The sequence below is a fragment of the Huaxiibacter chinensis genome, from assembly GCF_022171985.1.
Lineage (GTDB): Bacteria > Pseudomonadota > Gammaproteobacteria > Enterobacterales > Enterobacteriaceae > Enterobacter > Enterobacter chinensis_A.
On sequence record NZ_JAJVHF010000001.1, the window covers coordinates 24,070 to 37,991 of the forward strand.

Annotated in this window: 14 protein-coding genes; 11 read left to right on the forward strand and 3 right to left on the reverse strand. The window is 55.1% G+C overall.

What is annotated here, in order from left to right:
- Positions 1 to 5: 5 nt before the first annotated feature.
- The 8 genes from LZP96_RS00135 (at position 6) to clcB (ending at position 7,279) form a co-directional block, all read left to right on the forward strand.
- The gene (locus LZP96_RS00135; RefSeq protein ID WP_064325961.1) at positions 6 to 623 is read left to right on the forward strand and encodes a DMSO/selenate family reductase complex B subunit; all 618 of its coding nucleotides are present in this window, start codon (positions 6 to 8) and stop codon (positions 621 to 623) included.
- A 1-nt stretch (position 624) separates the two neighbouring features.
- Entirely contained in the window at positions 625 to 1,479 is an 855-nt protein-coding gene (locus LZP96_RS00140) for a dimethyl sulfoxide reductase anchor subunit family protein (RefSeq protein WP_064325960.1), read from the forward strand.
- A 42-nt stretch (positions 1,480 to 1,521) separates the two neighbouring features.
- Positions 1,522 to 2,136, forward strand: a complete 615-nt coding sequence (dmsD, locus tag LZP96_RS00145) for a Tat proofreading chaperone DmsD (RefSeq protein ID WP_064325959.1) — start codon at positions 1,522 to 1,524, stop codon at positions 2,134 to 2,136.
- 279 nt (positions 2,137 to 2,415) lie between these two features.
- A complete protein-coding gene (gene osmY / locus LZP96_RS00150) occupies positions 2,416 to 3,129 on the forward strand; it encodes an osmoprotectant ABC transporter permease OsmY (RefSeq protein ID WP_064325958.1) in 714 nt (237 codons plus the stop codon).
- A gap of 18 nt (positions 3,130 to 3,147) precedes the next feature.
- Positions 3,148 to 4,047 carry an osmoprotectant ABC transporter substrate-binding protein OsmX gene (gene osmX, locus LZP96_RS00155; protein WP_064325957.1) on the forward strand — a complete coding sequence of 300 codons (900 nt, stop codon included), beginning with the start codon at positions 3,148 to 3,150 and terminating at the stop codon, positions 4,045 to 4,047.
- 9 nt (positions 4,048 to 4,056) lie between these two features.
- Positions 4,057 to 4,704, forward strand: a complete 648-nt coding sequence (osmW, locus tag LZP96_RS00160; RefSeq protein WP_064325956.1) for an osmoprotectant ABC transporter permease OsmW — start codon at positions 4,057 to 4,059, stop codon at positions 4,702 to 4,704.
- Entirely contained in the window at positions 4,704 to 5,852 is a 1,149-nt protein-coding gene (gene osmV, locus LZP96_RS00165) for an osmoprotectant ABC transporter ATP-binding protein OsmV (protein ID WP_064325955.1), read from the forward strand. The genes osmW and osmV overlap by 1 nt, the downstream gene beginning before the upstream one ends.
- A 116-nt stretch (positions 5,853 to 5,968) precedes the next feature.
- Positions 5,969 to 7,279 (forward strand): voltage-gated ClC-type chloride channel ClcB, encoded by a 1,311-nt coding sequence (gene clcB / locus LZP96_RS00170; protein WP_064325954.1) that lies wholly within the window; start codon positions 5,969 to 5,971, stop codon positions 7,277 to 7,279.
- Here clcB and bioD read toward each other — a convergent pair.
- The 3 genes from bioD to ynfL all read right to left on the reverse strand — a co-directional run bounded on the left by bioD (position 7,214) and on the right by ynfL (position 10,280).
- Positions 7,214 to 7,909 carry a dethiobiotin synthase gene (bioD, locus tag LZP96_RS00175; RefSeq protein WP_064325953.1) on the reverse strand — a complete coding sequence of 232 codons (696 nt, stop codon included), beginning with the start codon at positions 7,907 to 7,909 and terminating at the stop codon, positions 7,214 to 7,216. The two genes, clcB and bioD, sit on opposite strands and share 66 nt — an antisense overlap.
- Before the next feature lie 125 nt (positions 7,910 to 8,034).
- Positions 8,035 to 9,255 carry a sugar metabolism global transcriptional regulator Mlc gene (gene mlc / locus LZP96_RS00180; RefSeq protein ID WP_064325952.1) on the reverse strand — a complete coding sequence of 407 codons (1,221 nt, stop codon included), beginning with the start codon at positions 9,253 to 9,255 and terminating at the stop codon, positions 8,035 to 8,037.
- 122 nt (positions 9,256 to 9,377) lie between these two features.
- Positions 9,378 to 10,280 (reverse strand): multidrug efflux transcriptional activator YnfL/SxtR(Kp), encoded by a 903-nt coding sequence (ynfL, locus tag LZP96_RS00185; RefSeq protein WP_258925590.1) that lies wholly within the window; start codon positions 10,278 to 10,280, stop codon positions 9,378 to 9,380.
- 94 nt (positions 10,281 to 10,374) lie between these two features.
- Here ynfL and ynfM point away from each other — a divergent pair, with 94 nt between their 5' ends.
- The 3 genes from ynfM (at position 10,375) to LZP96_RS00200 (ending at position 13,835) form a co-directional block, all read left to right on the forward strand.
- Positions 10,375 to 11,628, forward strand: a complete 1,254-nt coding sequence (ynfM, locus tag LZP96_RS00190) for a multidrug efflux MFS transporter YnfM/SxtP(Kp) (RefSeq protein WP_258925591.1) — start codon at positions 10,375 to 10,377, stop codon at positions 11,626 to 11,628.
- A gap of 84 nt (positions 11,629 to 11,712) precedes the next feature.
- Positions 11,713 to 12,033, forward strand: coding sequence for an anti-adapter protein IraP (gene iraP / locus LZP96_RS00195; RefSeq protein ID WP_064325949.1), 321 nt, complete (start codon positions 11,713 to 11,715; stop codon positions 12,031 to 12,033).
- 320 nt (positions 12,034 to 12,353) lie between these two features.
- Positions 12,354 to 13,835 (forward strand): carboxypeptidase M32, encoded by a 1,482-nt coding sequence (locus LZP96_RS00200; protein WP_258925592.1) that lies wholly within the window; start codon positions 12,354 to 12,356, stop codon positions 13,833 to 13,835.
- Positions 13,836 to 13,922: the final 87 nt, after the last annotated feature.

Sequence of the window (13,922 nt, forward strand, 5' to 3'; positions counted from 1 at the left end):
AACCGATGACAACCCAGTATGGCTTTTTTATTGATTCAAGTCGTTGCACCGGCTGCAAAACCTGCGAACTGGCCTGCAAGGATTACAAGGACTTAACCCCGGACGTCAGCTTCCGCCGGATTTATGAATACGCGGGCGGCGACTGGCAGGAAGACAACGGCGTCTGGCATCAGAACGTCTTTGCCTATTATCTGTCGATTGCCTGCAACCACTGCGAAGACCCGGCCTGCACCAAAGTCTGTCCGAGCGGGGCGATGCACAAGCGTGACGATGGCTTTGTGGTGGTGGATGAAGATGTCTGCATCGGCTGTCGCTACTGCCATATGGCCTGCCCGTACGGCGCGCCGCAGTACAACGCCGCCAAAGGCCACATGACCAAATGTGATGGCTGCCATTCCCGCGTCGCGGACGGCAAGAAACCGATCTGCGTTGAGTCCTGCCCGCTGCGCGCGCTGGACTTTGGTCCGATTGACGAACTGCGTAAAAAACATGGTGAGCTTGCGGCCGTTGCCCCGCTGCCATCAGCGCACTTCACCAGACCGAGCATTGTAATTAAACCTAACGCTAATAGCCGTCCGACGGGTGATACCACCGGCTATCTGGCTAACCCGAAGGAGGTGTGAGATGGGAAGTGGATGGCATGAATGGCCGCTGGTAATTTTCACCGTCTTCGGGCAGTGCGTGGCCGGCGCGTTAATTGTCTGCGGCATCGCCTGGTTTAACCTGAAAGAGGAAGCCGCGCGCGACCGCCTCGTACGCAGCATGTTCTTTTTATGGCTGGTCATGGGCATAGGGTTTATAGCCTCGGTGCTACATCTGGGCTCGCCATTACGCGCATTTAACTCCCTGAACCGTATTGGCGCCTCGGCGTTAAGTAACGAGATAGCGGCAGGCTCCCTCTTTTTTGCCGTGGGTGGGTTCTGGTGGTTGCTTTCAGTCGTGCGTAAGATGCCCGTTGCGCTGGGTAAAATCTGGCTGATGGTCAGCATGGCGCTCGGTATTGTCTTTATCTGGGCCATGACGCGCGTCTACCAGATTGAGACGGTACCTACCTGGTATACGGGTTATACAACGCTGGCCTTCTTCCTGACCGCACTGGTAAGCGGCCCTCTGTTTGCTGCTCTGCTGCTGCGCGGTTCCAGCATTCCGCTCAGAGGAACAATGGGCGCGTCAGTCAGCGTGCTGGCACTGTTCGCCGTGGTGGCGATTATTGTGCTACAGGGCACGCATCTGGATACGATCCACAGCTCTGTGCAGCAAGCCAGCGCGCTTCTGCCTGACTATGGTTCACTACAGGTCTGGCGAATCGCGTTGATCGCCGCTGGACTGGGGTGCTGGATCTGTCCGCTGGTCCGACGTAAAGACCCGCTGTCGGCTGGGCTGGCCGTAGGGTTGGTGTTGGTCATTGCAGGTGAATTAATAGGCCGGGGAATGTTCTACGGGTTACACATGACCGTGGGTATGGCAGTTGCCGGTTAACACAGACGCACGGCGCTGGCCGTGCGAGTAAGGAACAGAGTAATGAGAGACGTTTCACAACGCGAGAGATTTGCTTTTAGCGCCCGGGTATTGGGTGCGTTGTTTTATTTTGCCCCTGACAGTGAACAAGCATCTCCGCTGGTCGCGGCATTAACCTCCACCGACTGGTATCAGGACTGGCCGCTAACGTCGGAAAGCCTGTTGCCGCTTGCCAGCGCGATGAAATCGCCGTCAGATGAGCCGTTGCCCGATGCCTGGCAGCGTCTGTTTATCGGACCCTGGGCGCTACCTGCGCCGCCGTGGGGCTCCGTGTGGCTCGATCGTGAGTCCGTTCTGTTTGGTGATTCCACCCTTGCGTTGCGTCAATGGATGCGCGAAAACGGCATCGCCTTCGAAATGAAACAAAACGAACCCGAAGACCATTTTGGTACCCTGCTCATGCTCGCCGCCTGGCTGGCAGAGAACGGGCGAGAAGTGGAACGCGCTCAATTGCTGGCCTGGCATCTGCTGCCCTGGAGCCACCGTTTTCTGACCGTCTTTATTGAGGAAGCCGGTCATCCGTTTTATGTCGCATTAGCCCGGCTTGCTCAGCTGACGCTGGCTGACTGGCAATCCACGCTCATCATTCCCGTTGCGGAAAAACCGCTCTACCGTTAATCCAGCCACCCGCACGAATACCGTGCGGGTAACACCCTACTTGTGACAACGTCACTTTTTCACTTTCTGTTTCAGACTATTCTGCCTGGTCGCCCTCACCCTTGACGCCATAAGGCGTAACCCTCTGTTTATACTGCTTTCAGCACGCATTTATTTTGCCGCTTCGCTGGAACCTCTCCCAATCGCTTGCTATAGGTCATCTACCCCTGCCGAAACATGGCATAACAACAGGCAATCAGCGGATTGCTATAACGCATGCGCACAGGGAGACACACCGCAATGCAATCATCATTACTGAAACGTACGCTGTTATTTATCGGCGCAATCGCCGTGGTCCTTGCCCTGCTGACGTGGGGAATTGGACTCGAGACGATTAAAGCGCGCCGGGTTGATCTGCTTTATCTGGGTCAACAGCATCTGATTCTGGTTTTCTCATCCATGTTCTTCGCACTTCTGGTCGGGATCCCCAGCGGAATTTTGCTGAGCCGCCCTGCCGCTCGCGGTATAGCGGAATATGTGATGCAGATCTTTAACGTCGGGAATACCCTGCCTCCTCTGGCGGTGCTGGCGCTGGCGATGGTCGTGCTGGGCATAGGCGATACGCCGGCCATTATCGCGCTGTTTCTGGCTTCTCTGCTGCCGATTGTGCGCAATACCTATGCAGGATTGTGCTCCGTCCCGGCCTCGTTGCTGGAGGCTGCCAACGGTATCGGCATGACCAAATGGCAGCGTCTGCGCCAGGTTGAAATCCCCAACGCCTGGCCGGTGATGCTTTCGGGCATTCGCATTGCAACGGCGATTAACGTCGGCACGGCTCCGCTGGCCTTCCTCATTGGCGCCAGCAGTTACGGGGAACTGATCTTCCCGGGCATTTATCTTAACGACTTCCCGACGCTGATTCTGGGCGCCGCCGCCACCGCCTTATTCGCCCTGATTCTGGACACGCTGCTCGCCTTACTGGGCCGTGTGATGAGCCCACACATCGCACGATAACAATAACAAGGAGCTTTTATGAGACTGCTTTCTGGCCTGACGGCCCTGTGCGCCGCTGCGCTCTTTTCCAGCCAGACGCTCGCTGCCCCGTTGATTCTGGCGACAAAAAGTTTTACCGAGCAGCACATTTTGTCAGCAATGACCGTGCAGTATTTGCAAAAGAAAGGGTTTGAAGTCCAGCCCAAAACCAACATTGCCACGGTGATTTCCCGAAATGCGATGATCAATAAACAGATTGATATGACATGGGAATACACCGGTACCTCGCTGATTATCTTCAACCACATCAACAAACGCATGTCACCACAAGAGTCGTATGAGACGGTGAAACGCCTGGATGCAAAACATGGTCTGGTCTGGCTGAAACCGGCTGACATGAATAATACCTACGCCTTCGCCATGCAGCGCAAACGTGCGGAAGCCGAAAACATCAATACGATGTCCGAGCTGGTGGCGAAGATTGAACACATTCGCAAAACCGATCCGGATAATAACTGGCTGCTGGGGCTGGATCTGGAGTTTTCCGGGCGCAGCGACGGCATGAAGCCGCTGCAGGCCGCCTATAACATGCCGCTGGATCGCCCGCAGATCCGTCAGATGGATCCGGGCCTGGTCTATAACGCCGTGCGCGACGGCTTCGTCGAGGCGGGGCTGATTTATACCACCGACGGGCGCGTGAAAGGCTTCGATCTGAAGGTGCTGGAAGATGATAAAGGCTTCTTCCCGAGCTACGCGGTGACGCCCGTGGTACGCAAGGATACGCTGGAGGCGAATCCGGGCCTGGAAGAGGCCTTAAATACCCTCTCCAGCCAGTTAAATAACGACGTTATCACCGAACTGAACAAGAGGGTGGATATCGACCATCAGTCACCGCAGCAGGTTTCGCGTGAGTTCCTGCAAAGCAAAAAGCTGCTGTAAGGAGGCGCTATGGAGACGATTCATTACATTATTGATAACTGGGGTTATTTGCTTTCGCTGACGTTTCAACACCTGTGGCTGGTCGCGCTGGCCGTTGGGCTGGCGATTATTATCGGCGTCCCGCTGGGTATCCTGATCGTCCGCCACAAGTGGCTGGCCACGCCGGTGCTCGGGATTGCCACCATTGTCCTGACCATCCCGTCCATCGCCCTGTTTGGCCTGATGATCCCGCTCTTTTCGATGGTCGGCCAGGGGATTGGCGCCCTGCCCGCGATTACCGCGGTATTCCTTTACTCGTTACTGCCGATTGTGCGTAACACCCATACCGCGCTCGACAGTCTGCCTCCCGGATTACGTGAAGCGGGTCGCGGGATTGGCATGACCTTCTGGCAGCGTCTGCGCTGGGTCGAAATTCCGATGGCGCTTCCGGTGATTTTCGGCGGTATCCGTACTGCCGTCGTGATGAACATCGGCGTGATGGCGATTGCCGCGGTCATTGGCGCCGGCGGCCTGGGGCTGTTACTGCTGAACGGTATTGGCGGTAGCGATATTCGTATGTTGATTGCTGGCGCATTAATGATCTGTCTTTTAGCGATTGTGCTCGACTGGTTACTCCATCGATTGCAGATCGCACTGACTCCGAAGGGGATTCGATAATGATAAAACTGGAAAACCTCACCAAACAATTTTCACAGAAAAACGGCCAGACCTTTAAGGCCGTGGACAACGTTAATCTGAACGTACCTGAAGGTGAAATGTGCGTACTGCTCGGCCCATCGGGCTGTGGTAAAACCACCACCCTGAAAATGATCAACCGACTCATTACCCCGAGCAGCGGTAAAATCCTGATCAACGGTGAAGACACCAGCGCTATGGATACGGTGACCCTGCGTCGCAATATTGGTTACGTTATTCAGCAAATCGGTCTGTTCCCGAACATGACCATTGAAGACAACATTACCGTCGTGCCGCGCATGCTCGGCTGGGACAAGGCACGCTGTAAAGCCCGCGCCGAAGAGCTGATGGATATGGTGGCGATGGACCCGCATAAATTCCTTAGCCGCTATCCCCGTGAAATGTCGGGCGGCCAGCAGCAGCGTATCGGCGTGATCCGCGCCCTGGCGGCGGATCCTCCGGTACTGCTGATGGATGAACCTTTCGGCGCGGTAGACCCGATCAACCGTGAAGTGATCCAGAATCAGTTCCTGGAGATGCAGAGAAAGCTGAAAAAAACCGTCATGCTGGTGAGCCATGATATTGACGAAGCGCTGAAGCTGGGCGATCGCATCGCGGTCTTCCGTCAGGGACGCATCGTACAGTGCGCCAGCCCCGATGAACTGCTGGCGAAACCGGCGAACGAGTTTATCGGCTCCTTTGTCGGCCAGGACCGAACGCTGAAACGCCTGCTTCTGGTCTCTGCCGGTGACGTCACCGATCAGCAGCCGACCCTGACGGTCCGTGAATCTACCTCTCTGTCCGAAGCCTTTGCCACGATGGATGACAACGACATCCGCGCGATAACGGTGGTAGATGCGCAGGGCAAACCATTAGGTTTTGTTAAGCGTCGCGAAGCACGCCATGCTACCGGTTCGTGTGCTGACATGCTGCATCCGTTCCGCATGACCGGTAAAGCTGAAGATAACCTGCGTGTGGTGCTCTCACGGCTTTACGAGAGTAATACCAGCTGGATGCCTATCGTGGATGAAGAGGGTCGCTATAACGGCGAAATTTCGCAGGATTACATTGCGGAATACCTCAGCTCCGGCCGTACGCGTCGTGCACTGAATATTCACACCGACAGTTAATCCCCCTGCCCGGCAGTCTTTCCTGATGCCGGGTTTGCCTTTTTCGCACGCATAACTTTTGCTAACCCCACGTTTTCACCGCACAATATCGTATCGCTCCTGCCTGATGAATCACCATGCAACGTCTTCACGTGTATCCGGACATTCGCGCGATGTTCCGCCGTTTACTGATTGCCACCCTGATCGGCGTACTCGCCGCGCTCGCCGTGGCGGTTTTTCGCCATTCGATGTTTTTACTCGAAGGGCTGTTTTTAGGTAACCATAGCGGAAGCCTGGTCGCGGCGGCCAGTGAGCTCGCGCCGTGGCGTCGGGCACTGACGCCTGCCCTCGGCGGCCTTGCGGCAGGTCTGCTTCTCTGGGGTTGGCAACGGCTGAATCAGCAACGCCCCCATGCCCCCACGGATTACATGGAAGCCCTCGACACCGACGAGGGGCAGTTCGATTACGGTGGAAGTCTGGTCAAATCACTGGCCTCTTTGCTGGTGGTCTCAAGCGGCAGCGCCATTGGTCGCGAAGGGGCAATGATCCTGTTGGCCGCCCTTGCCGCATCGTTATTTGCCCGGCGCTATACGCCAAAATCGGAATGGAAACTGTGGATCGCCTGCGGAGCCGCGGCCGGGATGTCCAGTGCTTATCACGCACCGCTGGCGGGCAGCCTGTTTATTGCGGAAATTCTCTTTGGCACCTTAATGCTGGCCTCACTCGGACCCGTGGCTATCGCGGCAGTGGTCGCACTTTTAACCACGCACCTGCTCAGCCCGGGGGCTACTACTCTGTACGAGGTTAAGTTAAGCGGAACGCTCACCGCGCTGGATTATGCGCTTATGGTAGGCACAGGTCTGCTGGCCGGACTGTGCGGTCCGCTGTTGATGTGGCTGATGCAGTACAGCCATTCGCTCTTTTTACGCCTTAAACTTTCCCCGCCCTGGCAGCTGGCGCTGGGCGGATTGATCGTTGGGGCGTTGTCCCTGCTGACGCCGACGGTCTGGGGCAACGGTTACAGCGTGGTGCAGGCCTTTTTGTTGTCGCCTCCTTTGCTGTCCGTCATCGCCGGCATTTTTATCTGCAAACTGCTGGCGGTGCTAGCCAGTAGCGGCTCAGGCGCACCGGGCGGGGTTTTCACCCCAACACTGTTCGTGGGAATGGCCACAGGTATGCTGTTTGCTCAGGTGATTTCGATGGGCTTTCCCGGCACTGAAATGGCGATTCTGGCGGGGCTGGCCGGAATGGCAACCCTGCTTGCAGCGACGACGCACGCGCCGATCATGTCCGCGCTGATGGTCTGTGAAATGACCGGGCAGTATGTCCTTCTGCCCGGTTTACTGATTGCCTGCGTTATTGCTTCCGTGCTGTCGCGGACCTTACGCCACAACTCGATTTACGGAGAGCATGTCGCCGAACATCGCCAAATCGATGTAGGGCGTTAGGTCACGCTGTTCGGCGCGCGGCAGATAAGGTAATTCGCCCACCAGCGGCCCCGGCAATTTTTTGCTCAGGACGTCAATAATTTCGGCGTAATGCGCCAGGCCCGGGTTAATGCGGTTCGCCACCCATCCAATGAGCGGAAGGCCATCGTTCGCAATAGCCTGCGCGGTCAGCAACGCATGATTGATACACCCTTCCTGGATGCCGACAACCATGACCACAGGCAGTTGTTCCTGCACAACCCATTCAGATAAGGGGCGCAGGTCGTTCATCAGACTGCGCCAGCCGCCCGTGCCTTCCACCACGACGTGATCAACCTGCTCGCTGAGATGCAGCAAGCCATTCGATAACAAGGTGTAATCGATCAGGCCACTGTGCGCGACGCTACTCTCATCTTCGCTAAGCGCAATGGGGTTCACTGCCTCGTAAGGCAGCGTAAGGCTGGAGACGCTTTGCAGAACCAGCGCATCTTTATTGCGTAGTCCTTCTGGCGTCTCTTTACTTCCTTTCGCGACCGGTTTGTACCCAGCCACGCATTTACCACTTGCCGCAAGGGCCTGCAGCAAGGCGCGGGAGACCACTGTTTTACCAACAGAGGTATCAGTACCCGTTACAAAGAAACGCTTAAGCATCACTTACTCCACCGTTATGCTTTGAAAATATAAACCACCTAAATAATTCAGTGGAGTGAGTCTAAGGTATGCGTGAACACGCCAGCTTGAGATAGCGCAATTTTTCGTAAATCAGTGGAAAAGAGTTAACCCTGTAACAGACGAATCAACAGTGAGCCGCTGTACATAGCATCTTTAACCAGTGCCGCACCGGCCATGGTGCCCTGGTTGGAAAACTGGGTTCCCTCGACCGCGATATTTTTACTGTATGCCGGCAGTGACTGCTGGCGGATACAATCAGCAATCGCCGGGAACAGAATATCTGCCGCCTGGTTCAATGGCGAACCGATGAGGATTTTTTGCGGATTAAAAAGATTGACCATAATGGCCAGGATGCGTCCAACGTTACTGCCCACGCCGGTAATGATGTCTTTCGCCAGCAGATCGCCCTGCCGTGCCGCATCGCACAATGAATCAATAGTCAGCGGCTGGCCGTGCAGCGAGGAACTCATTGACTGGCTCAAACGCAGCTGGGCAAGTTCCATCACGCTCTCTACGCTGGCGATGGTTTCCAGGCAGCCATGGTTGCCGCAGTAGCAGCGTTTGCCATAGGGATCGACCTGCGTGTGGCCTATTTCGACCAGGCTGCTGCTGCCCGCGTGAAGCAGGCGTCCATCGGTGATCACCCCTGCGCCTACGTTATGATCAATCACTACCTGAATAACGTCCCGCGCCCCGCGCGAAGCACCAAAGAGCGCCTCCGCCATGGTCCAGGCGCTGATATCATGCTGGATATAGATCGGCACGCCCGTATGTTTTTCCAAGGCTTCACCCAGCGGCATCTCTTTAACATCTTCGTAGAAGGGCATTCGGTGAACGATACCGTTCTCGGTATCGATGATTCCCGGCAACGTTATTGCGATCGCGGTGAGTCGCTCCAGCTTTTGCTGATGACGAATAAAGAACTGATCGATATGGGTCAGGATGCGCTCAAGCAAGGTCTGTTCGGCCTGAAGCGGAAGTTCCAGCCGATCCTCCACCACCAGCTTGCTGCTTAAATCACGCAGCGCGAGGAAAATTTCACCGCGGCTAATACGAAGAGAGAGATAATGCCAGGCTTCGGTTTCGACCACCAGGCCGACGGCCGGACGACCACGGCTGCCGGGTTCCTGAATTTCCGTCTCCTGCACCAGATGCGCTTCCAGCATCTCGCGCACGATTTTGGTGATACTGGCGGGCGCCAGTTGGGCCAGACGAGAAAGATCGATACGCGACACCGGACCAAGCTGATCAATCAGGCGATACACCGCACCCGCATTGGTTTGCTTAATCTGATCAATGTGTCCTGGCTGACTATCAGCAACCACCTGTTACTCCCTTATTTTCGCGCTTCGAAATAAACTTTAGCTATGGTGAAGCACTTCACCCGCAGTCGTCAAATTTTTACTTAGCCATGTGATTTACCGCACATTTTTGTGGGTATTTCCGCTTAATTGTGATGATGTGAAGCGGCAATAAGCCGCTCTTTGAAACGCTGTGCCGCATTGCTCTGTTCGTGATGTTTAGGCCATACCAGCCACATTTCGGATATCGCATCCTCTTGTGCAATCGGTACCCAGCGCATTTCGCTTAGCTGGACGCGTTTAAACGAGGCGGGAAGAATAGAAACCCCAAGCCCGGCCGAGACCAGACCAATGATCGTCATCGCCTCGCCCACCTCCTGCGTAATCATCGGTGCCAGCCCATAGCGACGCATCAGCCCCAGTATGTCGTCATAAAGGCCCGTCCCGACGTGGGGATCAAAAAAGACAAAAGGTTCTTTCGCCAGCGCCGAAAGAGACACCGTCGGCTGAGAGGCAAGAGGATGATCGCGGGGGATCATCGCCAGCAAAGGCTCGCGTAATATGACCTGCCATGCCAGCGTATCCGGAAGTTGGGTGTTGCGCATCAGTCCCAAATCCAGCGAGCCTTCATTAAGCGGGGCGATCTGTTCACGGGTGTTAATTTCCCGCGTCTGGATATGGACATCGGGATAATGCCGACGAAACGAGGATAGCGTCTCTGACACCGCACTAATAAAAGGTGCCGAGGAGGTGAACCCAATGCGCAGCTCGCCGGTCTCGCCCAGGTGGAGACGTTCCGCCCGGGCGGCGGCTTCGTCCACTAAACTCAGAATCTGGCGGCTGTCGGCAAGAAATTGCCTGCCTGCGGCGGTCAGGCTTACGCTACGGTTGGTTCTCGCCAGCAGTCGCGCCCCCACCTGCTGCTCAAGCATCTGAATTTGCTGACTTAAGGGTGGCTGAGAAATGTTAAGCCGCGCAGCGGCACGTCCGAAATGCAGCTCTTCAGCCACGGCGATAAAATAGCGCAGGTGACGTAACTCTATATTCATACTTTATACGTATCATTTGAGATTATTAATATATTAGACAGAATATTTACATTTTCCTACCCTAAACAGCATACCCCCAACGCAAGGACCCGATGTGAGCCGTTCAACCACCGTCAATGACGCTCCGGTAAGCGATATTGATGATTCACCCGCCGTGACCCAGCCCGCTCAGTTTATAAAACGTGGTACCCCTCAGTTTATGCGCGTTACGCTGGCGCTGTTTTCCGCCGGTCTGGCGACGTTTGCCCTGCTCTATTGTGTACAGCCGATTTTGCCCGTGCTGTCGCATGAGTTTGGCGTGTCGCCTGCGGCCAGCAGTATTTCGCTCTCGATTTCAACCGGGATGCTGGCGATTGGCTTACTCTTCACCGGCCCGCTCTCCGACGCGATCGGCCGCAAAAAAGTCATGGTGACGGCGCTGTTACTGGCCTCCGTCTGTACCCTGCTTTCAACCATGATGACCAGCTGGCACGGGATCCTTTTCATGCGAGCACTGATTGGCTTATCGTTAAGCGGCGTGGCCGCCGTTGGGATGACCTACCTGAGCGAAGAGATCCACCCGAGCTTTGTCGCCCTGTCGATGGGGCTTTATATCAGCGGTAACTCAATTGGCGGGATGAGTGGACGCCTGCTCAGCGGGCTGTTTACCGACTTTTTCACCTGGCGTATCGCCCTGGCGGTCATCGGCTGCTTTGCCCTGGCCTCCGCCTTAATGTTCTGGAAAATCCTGCCCGAATCGCGCCATTTTCGGCCCACCGCTTTACGTCCTAAGACATTATTAATTAACTTTCGTCTGCACTGGCGAGATAAAGGTTTACCTCGCCTGTTTTTGACCGGATTTCTGTTGATGGGATCTTTCGTCACGCTCTTTAACTACATTGGCTATCGCTTAATGCTCTCCCCATGGCATTTGAGCCAGGCCGTTGTCGGCCTGCTTTCCGTGGCGTATCTCACCGGGACCTGGAGTTCGCCCAGAGCCGGGGCAATGACCACCCGTTATGGCCGTGGCCCGGTCATGCTGGCTTCAACCGGCGTGATGCTGCTGGGCCTGCTGATGACGCTGTTTTCCTCTTTATGGCTGATATTTGCGGGAATGTTACTTTTTTCAGCGGGCTTTTTTGCTGCACACTCCGTTGCCAGCAGTTGGATTGGCCCACGCGCGCGCCGCGCCAAGGGGCAGGCCTCTTCGCTCTACCTGTTTAGCTACTATCTTGGTTCCAGTATCGCCGGCACGCTTGGAGGTGTATTCTGGCATCGCTATGGCTGGAACGGGGTGGGTATTTTCATCGCTTTGATGCTTTGCGCGGCCCTTCTGGTCGGGGCAAGCGTGCATAAACGTTTGCGCTGATATATCCAGTTAAAATATTTACCCACCGTCACTGTTTCCTTCTTTAGCCACGCTACAATCAGGGCATTATTAACGGGGGTAAAAATGAAAAATATCATCATCAGCATGGTTGCCAAGATTTCAAAAATGGATGCGGAAGCAAAACTGCTTACCGCGCAGGTAGAAGCACAGTCGCTGATGCTTAGCGCCCTTTTGCTGACCGTCGGCAAAAATGGCGGAGTAGAAAAAATGGTTGAAAGTGTCAATAAAGCCATTAACTCTGCCATGGAGTTATCTGACGATCTTCTGCGCTCGGATGCACAAATGCTGCTGACGCAATTTAACGAACTGCTCGCCATTGCGAGACTCATAGAGAACGCCGATGCAGAAGTTGACCTCGATAGCCTCACTACCCCGCCTCTTTGACAATAGGTCATTTGCTCTCGTCTAAAGTACAAAAAAAGGCCACGCAAACGCGTGGCCTTTTTAGTTGACTGCTTTTTCAACAGTCCGTTTTGCTTCAGCTGGTGTTGGCATATTAAGCAAAACCCCCATAGAGTAAGCCATTGAAAGGATTTATCAAATGAATTTAACTTATTGATCGTTAACACCGATCGAACGATCATTTTTCATACTGTCTTTGGGTATATGAATGATTGACATGCCCCGGCTGGCGTGGATAGTTGAACGCAACCTTTTTTTAACGTTTCACTCATACCGAAGAATAAAATTCCTGACAGGATCCTATGACAAACAACTATCAACAACTCACCCGTACCTTTCAGCGACTGCATCGTTTCGCTCACCTCTCCTCCATCGCCAGCTGGGACATGTTCGCCATGATGCCGCCGGGCGGCAGCACCGCACGCGGTGAAGCGCTGGCCGAAATGAGCGTTTTGCAGCATCAAATACTGACGGATAAAAAGGTGGCAGACTGGCTGGCCGCAGCCGAAAGTGAAGATCTGAACGATGTTGAACAGTCCAACCTGCGTGAAATGAAACGTCATTATCAGCAAGCCGCTTTGCTGCCGGAATCCCTTGTTGAAGCCAAATCGCTGGCAGGTAGCAAATGCGAGCACGCCTGGCGCACGCAACGCCCCGCCAATGACTGGCAGGGCTTTTCCGCCAACCTGAAAGAAGTGGTTAAACTCAGCCGCGAAGAGGCTCGACTGCGTGCAGACGCGAAAGGTTGTACGCCTTACGACGCGCTGCTCGATCTGTTTGAGCCGGACATGACCAGCGCACGGCTGGACGGGCTGTTTGGCGACATGAAAACCTGGTTGCCGGATCTCCTGACCCGGGTGGTAGAAAAACAATCGCAGCACGCTTTTGTCCCGCCACAAGGCCCTTTCCCGACGGCCGTTCAGCGCGAACTGGGTCTGGAAGCCATGAAAATGCTCGGCTTTGATTTTAACGCCGGCCGCCTGGACGTAAGCGCGCATCCCTTCTGCGGCGGGGTGCCCGAAGACGTACGTATCACCACCCGTTATGATGAAGATGAACTGCTCAGCGCGCTGTTCGGCGTAGTCCATGAAACAGGTCACGCACGATACGAACAAAATTTACCGCGAAACTGGCTCGGTCAGCCCATCGCGCTGGCGCGATCTACCGCGATTCATGAATCACAAAGCCTGTTCTTTGAAATGCAGCTTGGACGCAGCGACGCATTTCTTAAACATCTCCTCCCGGCGGTTCATGCCCGCTTCGGCAGCCAGGCCGCCTTTAGCGAAGAAAACTTTATTGCCTGGAACCAGCGGGTGAAGCCTGGCTATATCCGCGTCGATGCAGATGAGGTGAGCTACCCGGCGCACGTGGTCTTACGCTATGAGATCGAACGTTCGTTGATTAACGGGGAAATCGAGGTAGAGGATATCCCGGCCCTGTGGGATGAAAAGATGCAGGCCTGGCTCGGCTTGTCGACGAAAGGTAACGATCGTAACGGATGTATGCAGGATATTCACTGGACCGACGGAGGTTTCGGCTACTTCCCGTCGTACACGCTCGGTGCAATGTATGCTGCACAGCTGTTCAGCGCGGCCAAAACGGCCCTGCCGGGCCTGAGCGCGTCCGTCGCTGAAGGTGATTTCTCTGCACTCTTTGAGTGGCTTCGCCAGAATATCTGGCAGCACGGTAGCCGCTTTACCACCTCACAGCTTATTACACAGGCGACAGGGGAAGATCTGAATATTCGCTACTTCCGCGAACATCTCACCTCACGCTATTTGTAATGCCTTCGCCGGGGCGTGCCCCGGCGTTGTACAAACGGTTACACGCCGAAACCAATCACTCACGGAAGCCCCCGACCGACAAGGATA